The 18,651-nt window shown below is 63.0% G+C and carries 15 protein-coding genes; 11 read left to right on the forward strand and 4 right to left on the reverse strand.

All coding sequences use genetic code 11. The annotated features are described in order from the left end of the window. Nucleotides 1-442: 442 nt before the first annotated feature. The 7 genes from AC0Z8Z_RS17785 to AC0Z8Z_RS17815 all read left to right on the forward strand — a co-directional run bounded on the left by AC0Z8Z_RS17785 (nucleotide 443) and on the right by AC0Z8Z_RS17815 (nucleotide 8,370). The gene (locus AC0Z8Z_RS17785; RefSeq protein ID WP_485619961.1) at nucleotides 443-1,180 is read left to right on the forward strand and encodes a FadR/GntR family transcriptional regulator; all 738 of its coding nucleotides are present in this window, start codon (nucleotides 443-445) and stop codon (nucleotides 1,178-1,180) included. Continuing rightward, nucleotides 1,177-2,181, forward strand: coding sequence for an ABC transporter ATP-binding protein (locus tag AC0Z8Z_RS17790; protein ID WP_463579119.1), 1,005 nt, complete (start codon nucleotides 1,177-1,179; stop codon nucleotides 2,179-2,181). Before AC0Z8Z_RS17785 ends, AC0Z8Z_RS17790 begins: the two co-directional genes overlap by 4 nt. Beyond that, nucleotides 2,178-3,311 carry an ABC transporter ATP-binding protein gene (locus tag AC0Z8Z_RS17795; RefSeq protein WP_485619962.1) on the forward strand — a complete coding sequence of 378 codons (1,134 nt, stop codon included), beginning with the start codon at nucleotides 2,178-2,180 and terminating at the stop codon, nucleotides 3,309-3,311. Before AC0Z8Z_RS17790 ends, AC0Z8Z_RS17795 begins: the two co-directional genes overlap by 4 nt. Further along, on the forward strand, nucleotides 3,308-4,807 hold the full coding sequence (locus AC0Z8Z_RS17800; protein ID WP_485619963.1) for an ABC transporter substrate-binding protein: 1,500 nt from the start codon (nucleotides 3,308-3,310) through the stop codon (nucleotides 4,805-4,807). The genes AC0Z8Z_RS17795 and AC0Z8Z_RS17800 overlap by 4 nt, the downstream gene beginning before the upstream one ends. Before the next feature lie 43 nt (nucleotides 4,808-4,850). Continuing rightward, the gene (locus AC0Z8Z_RS17805; RefSeq protein ID WP_037011865.1) at nucleotides 4,851-5,795 is read left to right on the forward strand and encodes an ABC transporter permease; all 945 of its coding nucleotides are present in this window, start codon (nucleotides 4,851-4,853) and stop codon (nucleotides 5,793-5,795) included. Beyond that, nucleotides 5,795-6,703, forward strand: a complete 909-nt coding sequence (locus tag AC0Z8Z_RS17810; protein WP_485619965.1) for an ABC transporter permease — start codon at nucleotides 5,795-5,797, stop codon at nucleotides 6,701-6,703. Before AC0Z8Z_RS17805 ends, AC0Z8Z_RS17810 begins: the two co-directional genes overlap by 1 nt. Nucleotides 6,704-6,774: 71 nt before the next feature. Continuing rightward, on the forward strand, nucleotides 6,775-8,370 hold the full coding sequence (locus tag AC0Z8Z_RS17815) for a gamma-glutamyltransferase family protein (RefSeq protein ID WP_485619966.1): 1,596 nt from the start codon (nucleotides 6,775-6,777) through the stop codon (nucleotides 8,368-8,370). A 330-nt stretch (nucleotides 8,371-8,700) separates the two neighbouring features. Here the strand turns inward: AC0Z8Z_RS17815 and AC0Z8Z_RS17820 are convergent, their stop codons facing one another. From AC0Z8Z_RS17820 to AC0Z8Z_RS17830, 3 genes are all read right to left on the reverse strand, one after another. Continuing rightward, complete coding sequence (locus AC0Z8Z_RS17820) at nucleotides 8,701-9,042, reverse strand: DUF202 domain-containing protein (protein WP_485619967.1); 342 nt, start codon at nucleotides 9,040-9,042, stop codon at nucleotides 8,701-8,703. Then, nucleotides 9,039-9,479 (reverse strand): YidH family protein, encoded by a 441-nt coding sequence (locus AC0Z8Z_RS17825; protein ID WP_485619968.1) that lies wholly within the window; start codon nucleotides 9,477-9,479, stop codon nucleotides 9,039-9,041. Before AC0Z8Z_RS17825 ends, AC0Z8Z_RS17820 begins: the two co-directional genes overlap by 4 nt. Before the next feature lie 466 nt (nucleotides 9,480-9,945). After that, the gene (locus AC0Z8Z_RS17830; RefSeq protein WP_485619969.1) at nucleotides 9,946-11,259 is read right to left on the reverse strand and encodes an L-fuconate dehydratase; all 1,314 of its coding nucleotides are present in this window, start codon (nucleotides 11,257-11,259) and stop codon (nucleotides 9,946-9,948) included. 273 nt (nucleotides 11,260-11,532) lie between these two features. Between AC0Z8Z_RS17830 and AC0Z8Z_RS17835 the strand changes: the two genes are divergently transcribed. The 4 genes from AC0Z8Z_RS17835 to AC0Z8Z_RS17850 all read left to right on the forward strand — a co-directional run bounded on the left by AC0Z8Z_RS17835 (nucleotide 11,533) and on the right by AC0Z8Z_RS17850 (nucleotide 17,740). Continuing rightward, nucleotides 11,533-12,453, forward strand: a complete 921-nt coding sequence (locus AC0Z8Z_RS17835) for a LysR family transcriptional regulator (protein ID WP_485619970.1) — start codon at nucleotides 11,533-11,535, stop codon at nucleotides 12,451-12,453. A gap of 217 nt (nucleotides 12,454-12,670) precedes the next feature. After that, complete coding sequence (locus AC0Z8Z_RS17840) at nucleotides 12,671-14,224, forward strand: UxaA family hydrolase (RefSeq protein WP_485619971.1); 1,554 nt, start codon at nucleotides 12,671-12,673, stop codon at nucleotides 14,222-14,224. Between the two features lie 230 nt (nucleotides 14,225-14,454). Then, a complete protein-coding gene (locus tag AC0Z8Z_RS17845; RefSeq protein ID WP_485619972.1) occupies nucleotides 14,455-15,780 on the forward strand; it encodes an MFS transporter in 1,326 nt (441 codons plus the stop codon). A 448-nt stretch (nucleotides 15,781-16,228) separates the two neighbouring features. After that, nucleotides 16,229-17,740: a sensor domain-containing diguanylate cyclase gene (locus AC0Z8Z_RS17850; RefSeq protein WP_485619973.1), complete on the forward strand. Its 1,512-nt coding sequence runs from the start codon at nucleotides 16,229-16,231 to the stop codon at nucleotides 17,738-17,740. On the opposite strand, the gene AC0Z8Z_RS17855 is transcribed toward AC0Z8Z_RS17850, so the two are convergent. Next, nucleotides 17,718-18,500, reverse strand: a complete 783-nt coding sequence (locus AC0Z8Z_RS17855) for a DeoR/GlpR family DNA-binding transcription regulator (RefSeq protein ID WP_485619974.1) — start codon at nucleotides 18,498-18,500, stop codon at nucleotides 17,718-17,720. The genes AC0Z8Z_RS17850 and AC0Z8Z_RS17855 overlap by 23 nt on opposite strands. Between the last annotated feature and the right edge of the window lie 151 nt (nucleotides 18,501-18,651).

Here is an 18,651-nt window from a genome sequence, read left to right on the forward strand (position 1 = left end):
GCTCGCGAAGAGGCCAGTAGATTCGCTACATCTTTATTGGTTGAACTGCCGCCTTCGTGAGCAAGCTCACTCCCACAGTGGCCAGCGTGTGCTGGACCAAAGTGGGGGATCAGCAAAAAGAAGTCATCCCGCCAGGCCCCGCGCTCTAATCCGACGCCCCCTAATAACGCACCCGAACCATAAACAGGCGCCCTGCCTGGCCCCTTCCTGAAATTGGTTCGCTTACCGCCTGAACCAATCCCGTCCTCTCCTGCGAACCAGACTTCCGAACCTTTGCCGATTGGCCCGAAGCGGCAGGATTACGCCTGCCCGCACGACCGGCCATCTGTCCTTGCAGGCGAACCAATTTCCATTGGCATCGCTATTGCACTCCTCCTCTGCAGCCAGGCCCTGCTTCATGCAGCCCCTGGCCTCCGGTTCACCCCCGTGACGAGAGACGCAGATGGACAGCATCGACACCGACGCAAACCACGACACTTCGTCGAAGATGGCCCTCGATGCGCTGCGCCAGATGGTCGCGCAGCAGGCGGCCTTCCCGCAGCGGCCGTTGCCGACCGAGCGCGACCTGGCGGTGGATTTCGGCGTCAGTCGCCGGGCCATTCGCCGCGCGCTGGCAGTGCTCGAAGCCGAGGGACACATCTGGCGCCGGCAGGGCAAAGGCACTTTCGTCGGCCCTACCCCGCCGAGCGCGGCGATGAGCTTTGCCAGGCTGTCGAGCCGGACCAATTTCAGCGAGGTCATGGAAGCGCGCATCTATCTGGAGCCCGCACTCGCGTCACTGGCCGCGCTGCGCGCCAGCGGCGAACAGATGGCGATCCTGCGCCGGCTGGCGGAACGCACCACTCACCAGCAACACGCCAGCGAACCCGACGCCGAAGGCATCGAGCTGTGGGACAGCGCGCTGCATCGCGGCATCGCCGAAGCCGCCGGCAACCGCCTGATGCTGGACATCTTTGAGATGCTCGACGCCATTCGTCTTGATCCGGCGTGGCGCGAGCTGCGCCAACGCGCCCGCAACACCGACCGCCTGAGCACCTACAGCCACGATCACCACGACATCGTCGGCGCCATCGAAAGCCGCGATCCGGCCAAAGCCGCCACCGCCATGCGCGGCCATCTGCGTGCGCTGCAACAGGCGCTCGATCACGTCATCCAGCAAGACCTCGAGGCCAGCGTATGAGTGCTTCACCCGCGAACACCCCATCGGTATTGAGCGTCAGCGACCTCACCGTGCGCTTCAAGGATGCGCCAGCCAATGTCGTCGACGGCGTGTCGTTCGCCATTCAGCCGGGCAAGACCCTGGCCATCGTCGGCGAGTCCGGCTGCGGTAAAAGCGTGACGTCCATGGCCTTGATGGGCTTGCTGCCCGACACCGCGACGGTCCAGGCCAGCGCCTCGAACTTGCTGGGCGAGCCGCTGCTGGGGATGTCCGACGAGCGCCTGCTGGACGTGCGCGGAAACCGCATGGCAATGATCTTTCAGGAGCCGATGACCTCGCTGAATCCGGTGTTCACCATCGGCGATCAGATCGCCGAAAGCGTGATTCGCCACCAGGGTCTGTCGGCCAGCGCCGCCCGCCAGCGCGCGCTGGAAATGCTGGAAAAGGTCCGCGTGCCCGATGCCCTCCAGCGCCTCGACGCTTACCCACACGAGCTGTCCGGCGGCATGCGGCAGCGCGCGATGATCGCCATGGCGCTGGCCAATGACCCCGCGCTGATCATCGCCGACGAACCCACCACCGCCCTGGACGTGACCATTCAGGCGCAGATTCTCTCGCTGGTCGCCAGCCTCCAGGCCGAAACCGGCACCTCGATGATGCTCATCACCCACGACCTCGGCGTGGTCGCGGAAGTGGCCGACGAGGTCATCGTGATGTACGCCGGGCGCGTCGTCGAAAGCGGCTCGGTCAAAACCTTATTCGATGATCCGCAGCACCCTTACACCATCGGCCTGATGGGTTCGATGCCCTCGGTCGGCCCTCGCGAGGGGCGTTTGGCAACGATCAATGGGCGCGTGCCGACGCCGGCTGAAATGCCCGGCGGCTGCCGCTTTGCCAGCCGTTGCCCGTTCGTCATCGCTGCCTGCCGGGAAGCCCGTCCGCCGTTGCTGGAAGTTTCCGCCGGGCACTTTGCCGCCTGCATTCGCGTGCCACTTGAACAGCATCTGGGAGTCAGCGCATGAGCCTGTCAGGCCCACACATCGTGAATACCGGGGTGGCTGAATCGGCGCTGGAAAAGCCGATTCTGGAAAGCATCGCGGTGAGCAAACACTTTCACAGCGAAGCAGGATTGTTCCAGCGCAAGAAGCCGCCGGTGCAGGCGGTCAACGAGGTTTCCCTGGCCGTGCGCCGGGGCGAAACCCTGGCGCTGGTGGGTGAGTCGGGGTCGGGCAAATCGACCCTGGGCCGCGTGCTGCTGAACCTGCTCAAGCCCACCGCAGGCGACGTCATTTATGAGGGCCGCAACCTGGGCAATCTGCCCGCCGACAAGCTGCGTCAGGTGCGCCGCGATTTGCAGATCATTTTCCAGGACCCGTTCGCCTCGCTGAACCCGCGCATGAGCGTGGAATCGATCATCGGCGAACCGATCTGGCTGCACCGTGACGACCGCCGCAGCGCCCGCCAGGACAAGGTCGCCGAGCTGTTGCGTACGGTCGGTCTGGCGCCGGAGCATGGCAGCCGCTTTCCCCACGAATTTTCCGGCGGTCAGCGTCAGCGCATCGGCATCGCCCGGGCGCTGGCGTCGGAGCCACGGCTGATCCTCGGCGACGAGCCGGTGTCGGCGCTGGACGTCTCGGTGCAGGCCCAGGTGGTTAATCTGCTGGAAGACCTCAAGCACCAGTTCGGCCTGACCCTGCTGATCGTTGCGCACGGCCTCGCGGTGATCCGCCACATGAGCGACCGCGTGGCGGTGATGTACCTCGGCGAGATCGTCGAACTGGCGCCGGTCAACGCGCTGTTCGAAACGCCCTTTCATCCTTATACGCAAGCGCTGATGGCCGCCGTGCCGGTCAGCCACCCGGACCTGCGCCGCCCGCGGCCGTTGCTCGGCGGTGACATGCCAAGCCCGAGCAAGCCGCCGTCCGGTTGCCGCTTTCACACCCGTTGCCCCCACGCCAAGCCCCTGTGCCGCGAAGTGAAACCGCTCTTCGAAACCGTCGAGCTCGGGCGTCAGGTGGCCTGCCATTACTGGCGCGAAATCGCCAACGCCGGCGCCGGTTCGCTGATCGTGCCCACCCCCAGCGCCGCTTATAGCCAGCGTCTGAATCTGTTCAAAAGCCATCAAGCCCTTTCTCTGGAGAGTCAGCCATGAAGTTCGCCCACCTGATGACAACCACGTTGTTGCTGCTCGCTGCGAATGCGGCTGTTGCCGAAACCACCCTGCGCATCGGTATTCAGGACGACCCTGACATGCTCGACCCGCAACGCTCGCGCACCTACTCGGGGCGACTGGTCTACACCGCGCTCTGCGACAAGCTGGTGGACGTCAATCCTGATCTGACCTACGCGCCACAACTGGCCACCGCCTGGAACTGGAGCGAGGACGGCAAGACCCTGACCATGACCCTGCGCGACGGCGTGACCTTCCACGACGGCGAGGTGTTCGACGCCGCCGCCGTGAAGTTCAACCTCGACCGCGCCCGCACCCTGCCCGACTCCCTGCGCAAGAGCGAACTGGCGTCGGTGGAAAGCGTTGAGGTGGTCGACGCGAAAACCGTAGCGATCAAGGTCAAGCAGCCCGACGCCACGCTGATCTCGCAGCTGTCCGACCGCGCCGGGATGATGCTCGCGCCCAAGGCTTCAGCGACCGACGTGGCCTCGAAACCGGTGTGTTCCGGGCCATACAAATTCGTTCAGCGGGTGCAGCAGGACCGCATCGTGCTGGAGCGCTTCGACAACTACTGGAACAAGCAGGCGTACCACTTCGACAAGGTGATTTTCCTGCCGATTCCGGATACCTCGGTGCGCCTGGCAAACCTGCGTTCCGGCGACCTGGACATCATCGAGCGCGTCGCGCCCACCGACGTGAAGACCGCCAAGGCCGACAGCCACGTGCAGGTGTTCAGCACGCCGGGCCTGGGCTACATGCAGCTGATGTACAACACCAACAACGGCGACAAGGCCAACAACCCGCTGGGCAAGGACAAGCGCGTGCGCAAGGCCTTTGAGCTGGCGATCGACCGGGACGCGATCAATCAGGTGGTGTTCGAAGGCCTGTACGCGCCGAGCGCCCAGCCGTTCCCGAAAAACAGCCCGTATTACGACAAGGACCTGCCGCTCCCGACCCGCGACGTCGAAGCCAGCAAAAAACTGCTGGCGGAAGCCGGGGTCAAGACGCCCCTCAGCGTCGAGCTGAAAGTCGCCAACAACCCCATCGCCCAGCAGGTCGGCCAGATCATTCAGGCGATGGCCGAAGAGGCCGGCTTCAAGGTCAATCTGATCGCCACCGAATACGCCACGCTGCTCAGCGAGCAACAGGCCGGCAACTTCCAGATCGGCATGAGCGCCTGGTCGGGCCGTCCTGATCCGGATGGCGACATCCACCAGTTCGTGACCTGCAAGGGCGGCCAGAACGACGGGCATTTCTGCGACCCGAAACTCGACGAGCTGCTGAACAAGGCGCGCACCGTGAACGACCAGGCCCAGCGTCAGGCCCTCTACTTCGAGGCCCTGCGCCTGCTCGCCGAAGACGTGCCGACCAGCTACCTGTACTTCGATCCGCGAATCATCGCCATGCGCAGCAACCTCACCGGTTTCGTGCCCAACCCCGATGGTCTGATTCGCCTGAACAACGTCGCTTTCAAATGACAGCGGCGCCCGTGGACAACCGCTTCGGCCGCGAGGATTCGTCATGCTGACTTTCATCCTGCGACGCCTGCTCAGCGCCATTCCGACGCTGATCCTGGTTTCGCTGTTCGTCTTCACCCTGCAAAAGCTGCTGCCGGGCGATCCGGTCCAGGCCATGGCGGGTGAAGAGCGCGACCCGGCGGTGATGGAATACCTGCGCGAGAAATACCGGCTCAATGACCCGCTGCCGCTGCAATACGTGCACTGGGTCGGCAATGTCCTGCAGGGCGACTTCGGCACCTCGTTGCGCACCGAGCAACCGGTGACCGTGCTGCTGGCGTCGAAGCTGCCGGTGACCATCGAGCTGGCGGTGCTGGCGTTGATCATCGCGCTGGTGATCGGCATTCCCACCGGGGTGATCTCGGCGGTGCGCAAGGGCACGTCGGTGGATTACGCGGCCAACGTGTTCGCCCTGTCGGGGATCTCGATTCCGCACTTCTGGCTGGGGATTCTGTTGATCATGATCTTCGCCGTGAAGCTGCAATGGCTGCCTGCGTCGGGCTTTGTGCCGCTGGGTGAAGACGTCGGGCAGAACCTGAAAACCCTGATTCTGCCAGCCTTCGTGCTGGGCGCGGGGCTGTCGGGCGTGCTGATGCGCCACACCCGCAGCGCGATGCTCGAAGTGCTGCGCGCCGACTACGTGCGAACCGCGCGGGCCAAGGGTTTGTTCCCGCGCACGGTGATCTTGAAGCACGCCCTGCGCAATGCCCTGATGCCGATCGTCACGCTGACCACGCTGCTGTTCGGTGAGTTGCTCGGCGGCGCCGTGCTGACCGAGCAGGTGTTCAGCATTCCTGGCTTCGGGAAGATGATTGTCGATGCCGTGTTCAACCGTGATTACGCCGTGGTGCAAGGCGTGGTGCTGTGCGTCGCCATCGGCTTTCTGCTGCTAAATCTGTTGGCCGACGTGCTCTATCGCCTGATCAATCCGCGTCTGAGGACTGCCTGATGACTTCGATTGCGACCCATCCTTCGGCGCCGCTGAACGCACCGTCCCAAGCGCCGTTGAGAGAACCCCTTTGGCCACGCACCCGCTCGCCGTTCGTGAAGAAATTCCTCGCCAACAAAGGCGCAGTGGTCGGCGCGGTGGTGCTGATCGTCTTCATTCTTGCCGCGCTGCTGGCGCCGTGGATTGCGCCCCATGATCCGCTGAAGGCCAACTTCCTCGCCGTGCGCAAGGCACCTTCGCTGATCTACTGGCTGGGCACCGACGAACTCGGCCGCGACCTGTTCTCCCGCCTGCTCTGGGGGGCGCGCAGTTCATTGCTGGCCGGTGGGGTTTCGGTGGCGATTGCCATGGTCATCGGCGTGCCGCTGGGCCTGTTGGCCGGTTACTTCGGCGGCAAGCTCGACGCGGTGATTTCGCGCGTCATGGAAGCGCTGCTGTCGTGTCCGTTTTTGGTGCTGGCGATTGCCTTGGGCGCGTTTCTGGGCCCGAGCCTGAGCAACGCGATGATTGCCATCGGGCTGTCGGCGATGCCGATTTTCTCGCGCCTGACCCGCGGTCAGGTACTGGCGATCCGTCACGAAGATTATCTGGAAGGCGCCCGCGCCATCGGCCTGCCGGACCGCTGGATCATCCTGCGCTACGTGCTGCCGAACGTGCTCTCGCCGCTGGTGGTGCAAGCGACGCTAACCATCGCGTCGGCCATTCTGGCGGAAGCGAGCCTGTCTTTCCTCGGCCTGGGTCAGCAACCGCCCTCACCGTCCTGGGGCTCGATGCTCAACACCGCGAAGAACTTCATGGAACAGGCGCCGTGGATGTCCATCGCCCCGGGCGTGGCGATCTACATCACGGTGCTGTGTTTCAACCTGCTGGGCGACGGGCTGCGTGATGCCCTTGACCCGAAAAGCTGACGGCTCTTATGCCCACAGGCTCGAAAGCTGCGCCTCTATAACCGATCAACTGCCAAGAAGAGAACGATTGCATGTTCGATGATCTGGATTACAGCCAACCTTACGCGTCCGCCCGCTCGCCGGTGATGGGCAACAACATGGTCGCCTGCTCGCAACCGCTGGCCGCACAGGCCGGGCTGGACATGCTGCGTCAGGGCGGCAACGCCGTTGATGCTGCCATCGCCGCCGCCATGGTGCTGACCGTGGTCGAACCCACCGGCTGCGGCATCGGCAGCGACGCCTTCGCCATCGTCTGGGACGGCAAGACGTTGCAGGGCCTCAACGCCTCGGGCCGCTCGCCGCAAGCCTGGACAGCGGAGCATTTCGCCGGTCAGCAGGAAATGCCCCAGCGCGGCTGGGCCTCGGTGACGGTGCCGGGCGCGGTGTCGGCCTGGGTCGCGTTGTCCGAGCGCTACGGCAAGCTGCCCTTCGCCACCCTCGCGGCACCGGCCATCGGCTATGCGCGCAACGGCTACCAAGTCACGCCGATCATTGCCGAACTGTGGCGGCGCGGCGCCGGGCTGTTGAAGGATCAGCCGGGGTTTGCCGAGTGCTTCCTCCAAGGCGGCAAAGCGCCGAAGGCCGGGGAGAAGGTCATGCTGAAGGATCACGCGAAAACGCTGGAGCTGATTGCTGAAACCAAGGGCGAGGCGTTTTATCGCGGCGAGCTGGCCAAGGCAATAATCACTCACGCTAACGCCAATGGCAGCGTCATGAGCCTTGAGGATCTGGCGAACCACCGGGTGGACTGGATCGATACTTTGTCGGTGCCTTACGCCGGCGCCGTGGTCCACGAGCTGCCGCCGAATGGTCAGGGCATTGCCACGCTGGCGGGTCTGGGCATCCTCGAAGCGCTGGGCGTGGGCGAACAGCCGGTGGACAGCGTCGAGACCGTGCACCCGGTGCTGGAAGCGATGAAGCTGGCGCTGGCCGACCTCAATCAGCACGTCACCGACAACGACCACATGCGCGTGGCCGCTGAACACATGCTCGACCCGGCGTACTTGCGCGACCGCGCGGCGCTGGTCGGCGAACAGGCAGAAGACCCGCTGCATGGCGCGCCCAAGGCCGGCGGTACGGTGTACCTGTCGGCGGCGGACGAGAGCGGGATGATGGTCTCGTTCATCCAGTCGAATTACATGGGGTTTGGTTCCGGTGTGGTGGTGCCGGGCACGGGCATCAGCCTGCAGAATCGCGGGGCGGGTTTTACCCTGGACCCGGATCACGTCAACACCGTGGCACCGGGCAAGCGGCCCTTTCACACCATCATTCCGGGCTTTGTGATGAACGCCGACGGCACGCCGCTGATGTCCTTCGGCCTGATGGGCGGGCCGATGCAGGCACAAGGGCATTTGCAGATGATGCTGCGCATTTTGCGCTATAAGCAGAACCCGCAAGCAGCTGCCGACGCGCCGCGCTGGCGTATCGAGTCGGGCCTTAAGGTCGCGGTGGAGCGGTCATTTGATCCGAAGGTGATCGAAGCGCTGCGCGCCAAGGGTCACGATGTGGAGGTGGAAGACCCCAGCGGCGTGTTTGCGTTTGGCGGCGCGCAGATCATCCAGCGCACGGCCCATGGGTATGTGGGCGGAACTGATCCGAGGAAGGATGGGTTGGTGGCGGCGTATTGAGTCACCCCGCATTGTAGGACCGGCTTCAGCCGGGAAGCGGCAGGTCCTGCTGAGCCCTAATGTTTTGATCCATCGGCGCAGCCTCGATCCTGCGGCTGACGCAAAACCTGTGGGAGCGAGCTTGCTCGCGAAGGGGCTGGAACGTCCGCAAGATCTCAGGCGGCTGGAATGCCGTCTTCGTGAGCAAGCTCACTCCCACAGGGATCTATTTGGCTGAGAAATTGCGGCGTGTCAGACAAGGGACATGTCCAAAACAGACCTGATTTTGCGGGCAAGGTGGGCCGCCACCCCGATCGCTCCTACAGGTATTTCATTAGACCCATGCCTTCTTCAGCCAGACACCACCGCAACAATCCCCACCAGACTCAACACCATCACCGTGCAACCCAGCACCGCCACTTCACGCAGTGGCGGCGGAATGCGCTCTTGGGTCATTCCCCGGGCGCTTTTGCGGTAGCGGGCGTTGAGGCCGATCTGGATCAGGAGGCCCGCCATCAACGAAAGAATGACCGGCAGCAGGGCCACCCACCCAAACGGCGGAATCCAGCGCAGAAACAAGATGCACACGCCGATCAACGTCAGCAGCGTCCGACGCCAGGCCAGCAGCGTGCGTTCGGGTTGCAGACCGGGATCGTCGTGGCGCAACGGCACGGCATGACTGCGCCGGTTCACGACGCGCCGTAAATCAGAAAGACGATCAGCCCCGCCGCCACCAACCCGCCCCCCAACGACAGAATCGGCACCAGCACCGGCAACGGCAGCGGCTTGCGTTGACGCATCGCCCGCTCGACCTTCAGCCAGCGCACGCAGGCACTGGCGCTCACCAACAAGGCCAGCACCAGCAACGACAGGGCCACCGCCCGACGCAGGCCGGGGCTGAACACGTCGCTGGTAAAGGCTTCGACCGCGATGCCACCGGCCAGGAACGCCAGCGCCGTGCGGATCCAGGCGAGAAAGGTGCGTTCGTTGGCGAGGGTGAAACGCGGGTCAGGCTCGCAGCCGCCGCCGAGCAGCGAAGCCGACAAGCGATCACGTTCGGGCGGCGGGATGGGGGCGCTTGCTGGAGGAGTGCCGGGAGGGATGACGTTGCCGGGCTCGGAGGAATTCATGTCGCACCGTGGTCGGGTAGATGCGAAGGATCATACCGGTCATGTCCGGGAAAGGCCCGTATCGGCAGCGACATGGGGTTGTCTGTTGGCGCAGCGCGGGGTTTCTCAAATAGGGCCATGTCGCCGATATTCGTGGCGATGACGAGCGTGTGGGAGTGACCGGGGTGGCGTTCCACCTTGCTCACGAAGAGGCCGGTATAGCCCCTGCATCTTCTGTAACTGGAATGCCGCTTTCGTGAGCAAGCTCACTCCCACAGGATGGTGAGCTGCCTCGATATTTCGGCCAGTTCGGAGGACTTGTGGGAGTGAGCTTGCTCACGAAGAGGCCAGTACATCCGCTGCATTTTCTGGGCCTGGAGTGCCGCTTTCGTGAGCAAGGTGGAACGCCACCCCGGTCACTCCCACAGGGTCTATGTTTGCTGCGCCACCGTGCAGCATCCGTGAGACGGAGTGATCAACATTTAAATCATCTGTTGGCAGCCAGTTCCACCCACACCGCGCCGTCTGGATACTGATAGCGCTCCAGCGTTTCGGCGTGCATTTCGATGCTGTACCCCGGCCGTTGCGGTGGCATATAGCGACCGCGGCGGATGACCACCGGATCAAGAAAGTGCTCGTGCAGGTGATCGACGTATTCCAGCACGCGTTTGTCCAGGGAGCCGGACACGGCGATGTAATCGAATAGCGAGATGTTCTGCACGTATTCGCACAACCCGACCCCGCCACCGTGGGGGCATACCGGGATGTCGAACTTCGCGGCCATCAGCAGCACGATCAGCACCTCGTTCAGCCCGCCCAGCCGGGCCGCGTCGAGCTGGCAGAAATCCAGCGCGCCGGCCTGGAACATCTGCTTGAACATCACCCGGTTGTGGCAATGCTCGCCGGTGGCCACGCCAATCGGCGCGATGCGCTGACGGATCGTCGCGTGGCCAAGGATGTCATCGGGGTGGGTCGGCTCTTCGATCCACCAAGGCTCGAACGCCGCCAGTCGGCGCATGTTGCTGATCGATTGGTCGACGCTCCAGACCTGATTGGCGTCCATCATCAGCGTGCGTTCCCAGCCCAGTTCATCCCTCAGGATCGCGGCGCGGCGCATGTCTTCTTCGATGTCCGAGCCAATCTTCTGCTTGATGTGGGTCCAGCCTTCGGCCACGGCTTCGCGAGCCAGTCGGCGCATTTTCTCTTCCGAATAACCCAGCCAGCCCGGCGCGGTGGTGTAGCCCGGATAGCCCTCCTCCCGCATCTGCGCCTCGCGTTTCGCTTTGCCCGGCACTTGGCGGCGGAGCAAGGCGATGGCTTCTTCGGGGGTGATGGCATCGGTGACGTAGCTGAAGTCCAGGCATTTCACCAGTTGCTCAGGGGTCATGTCGGCCAGCAACTTCCAGACCGGCTTACCCTCGACTTTGGCCCACAAATCCCAGACCGCATTGACCAGCGCGGCGGTGGCCAGATGGATCACGCCTTTTTCCGGCCCCAGCCAGCGCAACTGGCTGTCGCCCGCAGTGATGTTGTGCCAGAAAGCGCCCATGTCTTCAGTGATCGATTCCAGGCTGAGTCCCACCACGCAGGGCGCCAGGGAGTGGATCGCGGCGGCGCAAATCTCGTTGCCCCGGCCGATGGTGAACGTCAGGCCGTGACCTTCCAGCCCGTCAGGCGAATCGGTGTGCAGCACAACGTAGGCGGCGGAATAGTCCGGCGCGCTGTTCATCGCGTCGGAGCCGTCGAGGGACAGTGAGGTGGGGAAGCGGATGTCGCGGACGGAAATGGAGGTGATCTGCATAGTGGGCTCTTATTGTTTGTGGCAACGCATACCTGTAGGAGTGACCGGGGTGGCGTTCCACCTGGCTCGCGATTGCAGCGTGCCAGTCAACGCTTCAGTCGCTGATCAATTGCAATCGCTAGCAAGGTGGAGCGCCACCCCGGTCACTCCTACAGTCATAGCCGACTGTAGGCCAATGCGCGATACAGGCATAATCGCCAAATCCTAATCATCGATATCAAATCCGATATGTCAGACACGTCATCCTCCGCTGGTCTGCCTGGCACCTTCCCGATGCTGAAAATTTCCAGCCGGCAGATCGCATTGCTCAACGCGTTGGGCGAACTGGGCAATCTGCGCAAGGCCGCCACCGCCATTCACACCACCCAGCCCGCCGCCAGTTTGTTGCTGCAACAGCTGGAGGATCGTCTCGGCGTGCAATTGTTCGAGCGTTTGCCGCGCGGCATGCAACCGACGCTGTTCGGCGAGGTGATGATTCGCTACGCCCGGGGTGCGCTGCATGAGTTCGAATACGCCGAAGCGCAGTTGGCCGAGCTGGCACGGGGGGCTACAGGGATGGTGCGCATCGGCACAGTGATGGGCCCGGTGCCGACACTGCTGACCCGTGGTGTGCTGGCGTTCAAGGCCGCGCACCCGAAGGTGCGCATCGCCCTGGAAGTCGGCACCAGCGATGAATTGATACCGGCACTGATTCGCGGCGACTTCGATCTGGTGCTGGGCCGCCTGCCCGATCAACTCGACGGCCAGAGCCTTGACATTCAGCGCTTCGAACAGGGCGAGCGCATGCGCATCATCGCCCGGCCGCAGCACCCGCTGGCGAGCCACAACGGACTGACGCTGGCGGCGCTGGCGCCGATGACCTGGATCCTCCACCCGATCGGCAGCCCGATGCGGCGCCAGGTCGAAAACGCACTGCAGGCAGCGCAACTGATTGAGCCGCTGGACATCGTCGAAACCCGCTCGATTCTGGCAACCACCTCGATGCTCGAATCCTCGGACATGATTGCCGTGGTGCCCAATGACGTTGCCGACCACTACACGCGTTACGGCATGATCGCCATTCTGCCGGTTGAGTTGCCGTTGAGCATGGCCAATCTCGGGCTGATGACGTCGAAAGCCAGGCCGCTGTCGGCGGCGGTGAAGGCGCTGCTCACGTGTCTAAGCGCCATTTCTAACGGTGCAGACGGCCCATGAATCGATAACCCTGCGTTATCGCTCAATCGAAACCTTTCATTGGGAAATTACGTACCGGCTTCATAGAGTGGCTGAAAATAGGCTGACAACGTCCGCGCTCTGAAGCGGGTGCTTGATACGTCGTACATAACAATAACCGGCCAGCCGCGGTGCCGCTTCCTGAAGGAAGTTGCGTCTGGCACTGTTGACCCAGGCCGCAACCGTCATGAGAGGCCGCATGGAACTCATCGCCAAAACGCCCGCGTTCGATAGCAGCGCGCTGTTCATCCGCCTGAACCCACTCGATAACGTGCTGATCGCTCGCCAGGCGCTGAGTGGAGGCACGTACCTGGACGAAGAAAACGTCACGGTCTCCCAGCCGGTTCCGTCCGGGCACAAGGTCGCGGCGGTGCGGGTCGAGCAGGGTCAGCCGCTGCGGCGGTACGGCCAGATCATCGGCTTTGCTTCACAGCCCATCGAGGCCGGACAGCACGTGCATGTGCACAACGTCGAAATGGGCGACTTTTCCCGTGACTACGCCTTTGGGGTCGACGCCCACGAGACGCCGAAAACCGAAGCGTACTTTCAGGGCATCGTGCGTGCCGACGGCCGTGTGGCGACGCGCAACTACATTGGCATTCTGACCTCGGTGAACTGCTCGGCCACCGTGGCCCGGGCCATCGCCGACCGTTTCCGCCGCGACATCTTTCCCGAAGCCCTTGCGGACTACCCCAACATCGACGGCGTGGTCGCGCTGACCCACGGCTCCGGTTGCGCCATCGATTCCAAAGGCGAGGCCATCGACCTGCTGCGTCGTACACTCGCGGGCTACGCCGTGCACCCGAACTTTGCGGCGGTGCTGGTGGTGGGCCTGGGCTGCGAGACCAACCAGATCCAGGACATGCTCGACAGCCAGGGCCTGAAGGCCAGCGACCAACTGCGCGCGTTCACCATTCAGGGCACCGGCGGCACGTCGAAGACTATCGCCAGCGGCATCGCGCAAGTGCAATCGCTGCTGCAGCAGGCCAATCAGGTCACCCGGGAAAGCGTCAGCGCCCGGCACTTGATCGTCGGTCTGCAATGTGGCGGCTCCGACGGCTACTCCGGCGTCACCGCCAACCCGGCACTGGGCAATGCGGTGGACCGGCTGGTGGCGGCGGGCGGTACGGCGATTCTGTCGGAGACCCCGGAAATCTATGGTGCCGAGCATTTGCTGACGCGGCGCGCGGCCAGTCAGGCCATCGGCGAAAAACTCGTTCAGCGCATTCATTGGTGGGAAGACTACTGCCAGCGCATGAACGCCGAACTGAACAACAACCCCTCCGCCGGCAACAAGGCCGGCGGGCTGACGACCATTCTGGAGAAGTCGCTGGGCGCCGTGGCCAAGGCCGGCTCGACCAACCTGATGGGCGTGTATGAATACGCCGAAGCCGTCCGCGCCCAAGGCCTGGTGTTCATGGACACCCCCGGCTATGACCCGGTCTCTGCCACGGGGCAAGTGGCGGGCGGTGCGAATTTGATAGCGTTCACCACCGGGCGGGGCTCTGCGTACGGCTGCGCGCCAACGCCGTCGATCAAGCTCGCCACGAATAACCGCGTGTTCGAATTTCAACAGGAGGACATGGACGTCAATTGCGGCGGCATCGCCGACGGCACGACGACAATTGAAGAACGCGGCGCGTACGTGTTCCAGATGATGCTCGACATCGCCTCCGGCGCCCGCAGCAAAAGCGAGCAGCACGGTTATGGGCAAAACGAATTTGTGCCTTGGCACATCGGTGCGGTGACCTGACAAGACGGGCTGCCTTGGTAGGACCGGCTTCAGCCGGGAAGCTGTCTGGCTTTCAATGGGACCGGCTTAGCCGGGAACTGTCTTGCTTTCAGTGGGACCGGCTTTAGCCGGGAAGCTTTTCCAGCGTTACACCGCAACATGGATGGTGCCCAAACCGGCCTCTTCCCGGCTGAAGCCGGTCCTACACGAACGAAGCCGTTAAGCCCCACAACAATAAAAAAAGGTGCGCAATGAAATCCCTCAAGACCTACCAGACGATCACCATCGTTTTTCTGATGCTGTTCGGGATCGTCAATTATCTGGACCGCAGCGCGCTGTCCATCGCCAACACGACGATCCAGAAGGACATGCTGATCAGTCCTTCGGAGATGGGCATTCTGTTGTCGGCGTTCTCGCTGGCCTATGCCTTCGCGCAGTTGCCGATGGGCATGATCATTGACAAGCTGGGCAGCAAGATCGCATTGGGCGGCGCGCTGATGGTGTGGTCCATCGCGCAGACGGCGTCTGGCTTCGTCAACAGCTTCAGCGGCTTCTTCGCCCTGCGCGTGTTGCTGGGGATTGGCGAGGCACCGATGTTTCCATCGGCCGCCAAGACCCTTAACGAGTGGTTCGAGGAGCACGAGCGCGGCACGCCGACGGGGATCGTCTGGTCGGCGACCTGCATCGGGCCGTGCCTGGCGCCGCCGTTGTTGACGCTGTTCATGGTCAATTTCAGCTGGCGCGGGATGTTCATCATCACCGGCGTGCTCGGCATCGTGTTGTCGCTGTGCTGGCTGATGTTCTACAAAAGCCGCGCGCAATACCTGAAGGAACTGGCGGCCGAGGGTCGTGAACCCACCGTTCAGGTGGTTCAAGCCGACGCCGCGCCGAAGGCTTCGTTCTTCGCCGGCTGGCTGGACCTGTTCAAGCACCGCAGCACCTGGGGCACCTTCCTCGGTTTCATGGGCGTGATTTACATGCTCTGGCTGCACCTGACCTGGCTGCCCGGCTACTTCCAGCGCGAACACGGCCTGGACCCCTACCAAACCGCCTGGGTGGTGTCATTTGCTTATGTGTTCGGCGCGATTGGCACCATTGCCGCCGGACGGATTTGCGATCGGCTGGTCAAGCGCGGCGTCGGCGTGCTTAACAGCCGCAAATACACAGTGATCGGCGGGCTGGTATTCGCCGCGGTGTTCACCCTGCCGCTGACCTTCGTCACCGGCCTGAGCGGCTGCGTCGCCCTGCTTTGCCTGGCGCTTTTCGGCATCAACCTGTCCAGCGCCACGGCGTGGATGGTAGTCAACACCGTGGTCGACACCAAACGCGTGGCGTCACTGGGTTCGATCCAGAATTTCGGCGGCTACATCGCAGGCTCCATTGCGCCGATCGTCACCGGCTTCAGCGTGCAATATTCCGGCACCTTCGCCACGGCCTTTGCGGTCAGCGCCATCGTCGCGTTGCTCTCGGCGTTCGCCTACTTCGTGCTGCTCAAGGCGCCGATACCCGAACACACCACCACGGCGCAGAAGGACTGGCAGGCGAATCTGGATGAGGTGCAAGGGCGTCGGATTTGATGGGTGCTCCTTCAGCGGATTCCTGGGACCTCGCACTCGGTCCCAGGAATGCTGCAGTAGCCGCCGAACGCAACACCTGTGGGAGCGAGCTTGCTGGCGAAGGCGGCATTCCACCCGCTGAACATTTAGCGGAAGTACTGGCCCCTTCGCGAGCAAGCTCGCTCCCACATGTCGACATCAGCCAAACTCGCACACGGCCCTATAACCACGTCACGCCCACACAGCAGCGCATCTACCGCAGATGATTTATAAGCCATAAATTTCCCTTCAAAATCCCGCACTTGTCCTACGCTGTGAGTCAGACGTTTCGCTGTTGCGATGCTGCGTGTCCGAACGAGTGGATTGTTCGTCACAGTGGCGGGTCTGAAATCGTGGCAGTCAGCGAGGGTGGGGTTTGAGACAGGTAGAAGGATCGGAGTTCGGCGTCAGAAACCGAAGACTCAAACGCATGCCGGTGTTGTGGCTGGCGGGACTGTTTACCTTGCTGGTGTGCATCTCCATCACCAGCATCACCGTCTGGCAGCTGCGCCAGACGCGCATTCACGAGCTGGAAATCGCCAACACCACCGTTGCCAACCTTTCTCGCTCGATGGCGCAACACGTTGATGACGCATTCGATCAGGCGCACATCGCCGTGTCATCGGTGGTCGAACGGCTTTCCTTCGACGGCTTCGGCGCCGCCAGTGGATCGCGCATGCACGATTATCTGCGCGCCACCGCCGCCAGCGTCCAGCAGATCCAGGGTCTGTTCATCTATGACAAGGATGGCAACTGGGCGGCAACCTCCCTTAACCACATGCCGGCCAACGCCAACAATGCCGATCGTGAGTATTTTCGGTTCCACCGGTCCATCGCCAGCAACCTTCCCCACATCGGCCCCGCCATTCAGAGCCGCACCACCGGCGACTGGATCATCCCTGTGTCGCGAAGGGTGGACGATGAGATGGGCAACTTCGCCGGTGTGGTGCTGGCCACCATTGAACTGAACTACTTCGAACAGTTCTTTGAGCGCTTCGACATCGGCAAGCACGGCGTCATCACCCTGGCCATGGCCGACGGGACCGTGCTGGCACGACGTCCGCTCATTCAAAACGTGCGCGGCACCTCTATCGGCGACGGCGAATTGTTCCGGCTTTATGTCAAGGAACACTACGAAGGCACGGCAAACGTCGTGTCGATGCTCGACCACGAACAACGCCTGTACGGCTACAAGAAACTGGACCGCTACCCGATGGTGGTGCTCGCCGGTCTGTCCCAGCGCGAAGTGCTCGACGAGTGGCGGCAGTATGCGTGGCGCTCGCTGGCGATCATCATCTGCGTGGTGGTCGCCAACCTGCTGTTTGGCGTCTTGCTGTTCCAGCAGATCCGCTTCGGGCTCAATGCCGAATCACAACTGCGCATTGCCAGCCACTCGCTGGAAAAGCTTGCGCTACAGGACAGCCTGACCGGCCTGGCCAATCGACGGCACTTCCAGGAGATTCTCAGTCTGGAGTTTCGCAACGGTGAGCCGAACCTGCATCCGCTGAGCCTGATCATGATCGACATCGATTTTTTCAAGAGCTACAACGACAACTATGGCCACGTCGCCGGCGACAAATGCATTGTCGCCGTGGCCGAGTGCATTCGCAGCAACCTCAACCGCACTGGCGACCTTGCGGTGCGCTACGGCGGGGAAGAAATGGCCGTGTTCCTGCCCTACAGCGATATGCACGGCGCCGTGAGTCTGGCGGAGAAGATTCGGTTGGCTGTGCTCACGCGAGCCCTGGAACATCAGGGCAATCCGATTGGCATCGTCAGCATCAGCCTGGGGGTTTACGGTTGTCGGGCGCAGGAGTGCCAGAGCATGGAAGATTTCGTTAAACGCGCGGACGCCGCGCTGTATGCCGCCAAGCACCAGGGCCGCAATCGTACCGTCGCCTGGCAGGAGTCGACGCTGCTCAGTGCGCTGCCTGCGCCGTGACGATCTGCGCGACCTTGCCGCGAAACAGCTCCAGCCGGTCGGCGGGCGCGTCGTGTTCGACCACCAGCGCGCCGACCTCCTCGCACTGCGCGACCTGATAGTGCGCGATGCTGGAAAGCTTCTCGTTGATCACGGCCACCGCCACCTGACCGCTGCGCGCCACCACGGCGCGCTTGAACTCGGCAACGTCCATGTCGAACGCGGTCACGCCTTTCAGCGCATCCAGGGCACAGGCGCCGAGAAAGCACAGATCGAAATTGAAGTGGGCGAGTTGCTGAATCGTGGTGAAGCCGTAGGTGCTGCCCGCGACGGGACTCAAGCGCCCGCCCAGCAGAATCACTTCCACTGCCGGCAGCTTCATCAGCTCGACGGCGATCAGCGGCGCATTGGTGGTGACGGTCAGCGCCATATGCGGATCAAGGGCTTTGGCGATCGCCAGGTTGGTCGAGCCGCCGTCGATAAATACGTGTTGCCCGGCGCTTATCAATCTCGCCGCCGCGACGCCCAACTGCCGCTTGCGCCCCGGCTCGTGCTCGACACGCGCCGCCAGCGGGCCGTCCGACGCCAGCGAAATCGCCCCGCCGTACACGCGTTTGCACAGGCCGGCGGACGCCAGAACGCCCAGATCGCGACGAATGGAATGCTCGGACACATTGAATTCGGTCGCCAGCTCTGCGGCGATCACCCGACCTTGCACGGCCAGACGCTCGGTGATCAAACGCTGACGCTCACCGGGGAATGCTTCAGGGTTGGCAGACATGAGGCCTCGATAAAGGGCTGAATCGATCATAAACGAGCAGGATCATGGGGCGACGCAATTGGCAAAGTCAATGTGGCGGCGATTTGAGAAGACCGGGCCGGGCAGTGGATCCACTGCGGCCAGACCACCGTCTTCGTGAGCTAGCTCACTC

Source organism: Pseudomonas sp. 1L-C-7-B-C1, assembly GCF_057291635.1.

What these genes read in the sequence shown, in the direction of transcription:
- AC0Z8Z_RS17785 (WP_485619961.1), top strand. Translation starts at nt 443, where the DNA reads ATGGACAGCATCGACACCGACGCAAACCACGACACTTCGTCGAAGATG.
- AC0Z8Z_RS17790 (WP_463579119.1), top strand. Translation starts at nt 1,177, where the DNA reads ATGAGTGCTTCACCCGCGAACACCCCATCGGTATTGAGCGTCAGCGAC.
- AC0Z8Z_RS17795 (WP_485619962.1), top strand. Translation starts at nt 2,178, where the DNA reads ATGAGCCTGTCAGGCCCACACATCGTGAATACCGGGGTGGCTGAATCG.
- AC0Z8Z_RS17800 (WP_485619963.1), top strand. Translation starts at nt 3,308, where the DNA reads ATGAAGTTCGCCCACCTGATGACAACCACGTTGTTGCTGCTCGCTGCG.
- AC0Z8Z_RS17805 (WP_037011865.1), top strand. Translation starts at nt 4,851, where the DNA reads ATGCTGACTTTCATCCTGCGACGCCTGCTCAGCGCCATTCCGACGCTG.
- AC0Z8Z_RS17810 (WP_485619965.1), top strand. Translation starts at nt 5,795, where the DNA reads ATGACTTCGATTGCGACCCATCCTTCGGCGCCGCTGAACGCACCGTCC.
- AC0Z8Z_RS17815 (WP_485619966.1), top strand. Translation starts at nt 6,775, where the DNA reads ATGTTCGATGATCTGGATTACAGCCAACCTTACGCGTCCGCCCGCTCG.
- AC0Z8Z_RS17825 (WP_485619968.1), bottom strand. Translation starts at nt 9,479, where the DNA reads ATGAATTCCTCCGAGCCCGGCAACGTCATCCCTCCCGGCACTCCTCCA.
- AC0Z8Z_RS17830 (WP_485619969.1), bottom strand. Translation starts at nt 11,259, where the DNA reads ATGCAGATCACCTCCATTTCCGTCCGCGACATCCGCTTCCCCACCTCA.
- AC0Z8Z_RS17835 (WP_485619970.1), top strand. Translation starts at nt 11,533, where the DNA reads ATGCTGAAAATTTCCAGCCGGCAGATCGCATTGCTCAACGCGTTGGGC.
- AC0Z8Z_RS17840 (WP_485619971.1), top strand. Translation starts at nt 12,671, where the DNA reads ATGGAACTCATCGCCAAAACGCCCGCGTTCGATAGCAGCGCGCTGTTC.
- AC0Z8Z_RS17845 (WP_485619972.1), top strand. Translation starts at nt 14,455, where the DNA reads ATGAAATCCCTCAAGACCTACCAGACGATCACCATCGTTTTTCTGATG.
- AC0Z8Z_RS17850 (WP_485619973.1), top strand. Translation starts at nt 16,229, where the DNA reads ATGCCGGTGTTGTGGCTGGCGGGACTGTTTACCTTGCTGGTGTGCATC.
- AC0Z8Z_RS17855 (WP_485619974.1), bottom strand. Translation starts at nt 18,500, where the DNA reads ATGTCTGCCAACCCTGAAGCATTCCCCGGTGAGCGTCAGCGTTTGATC.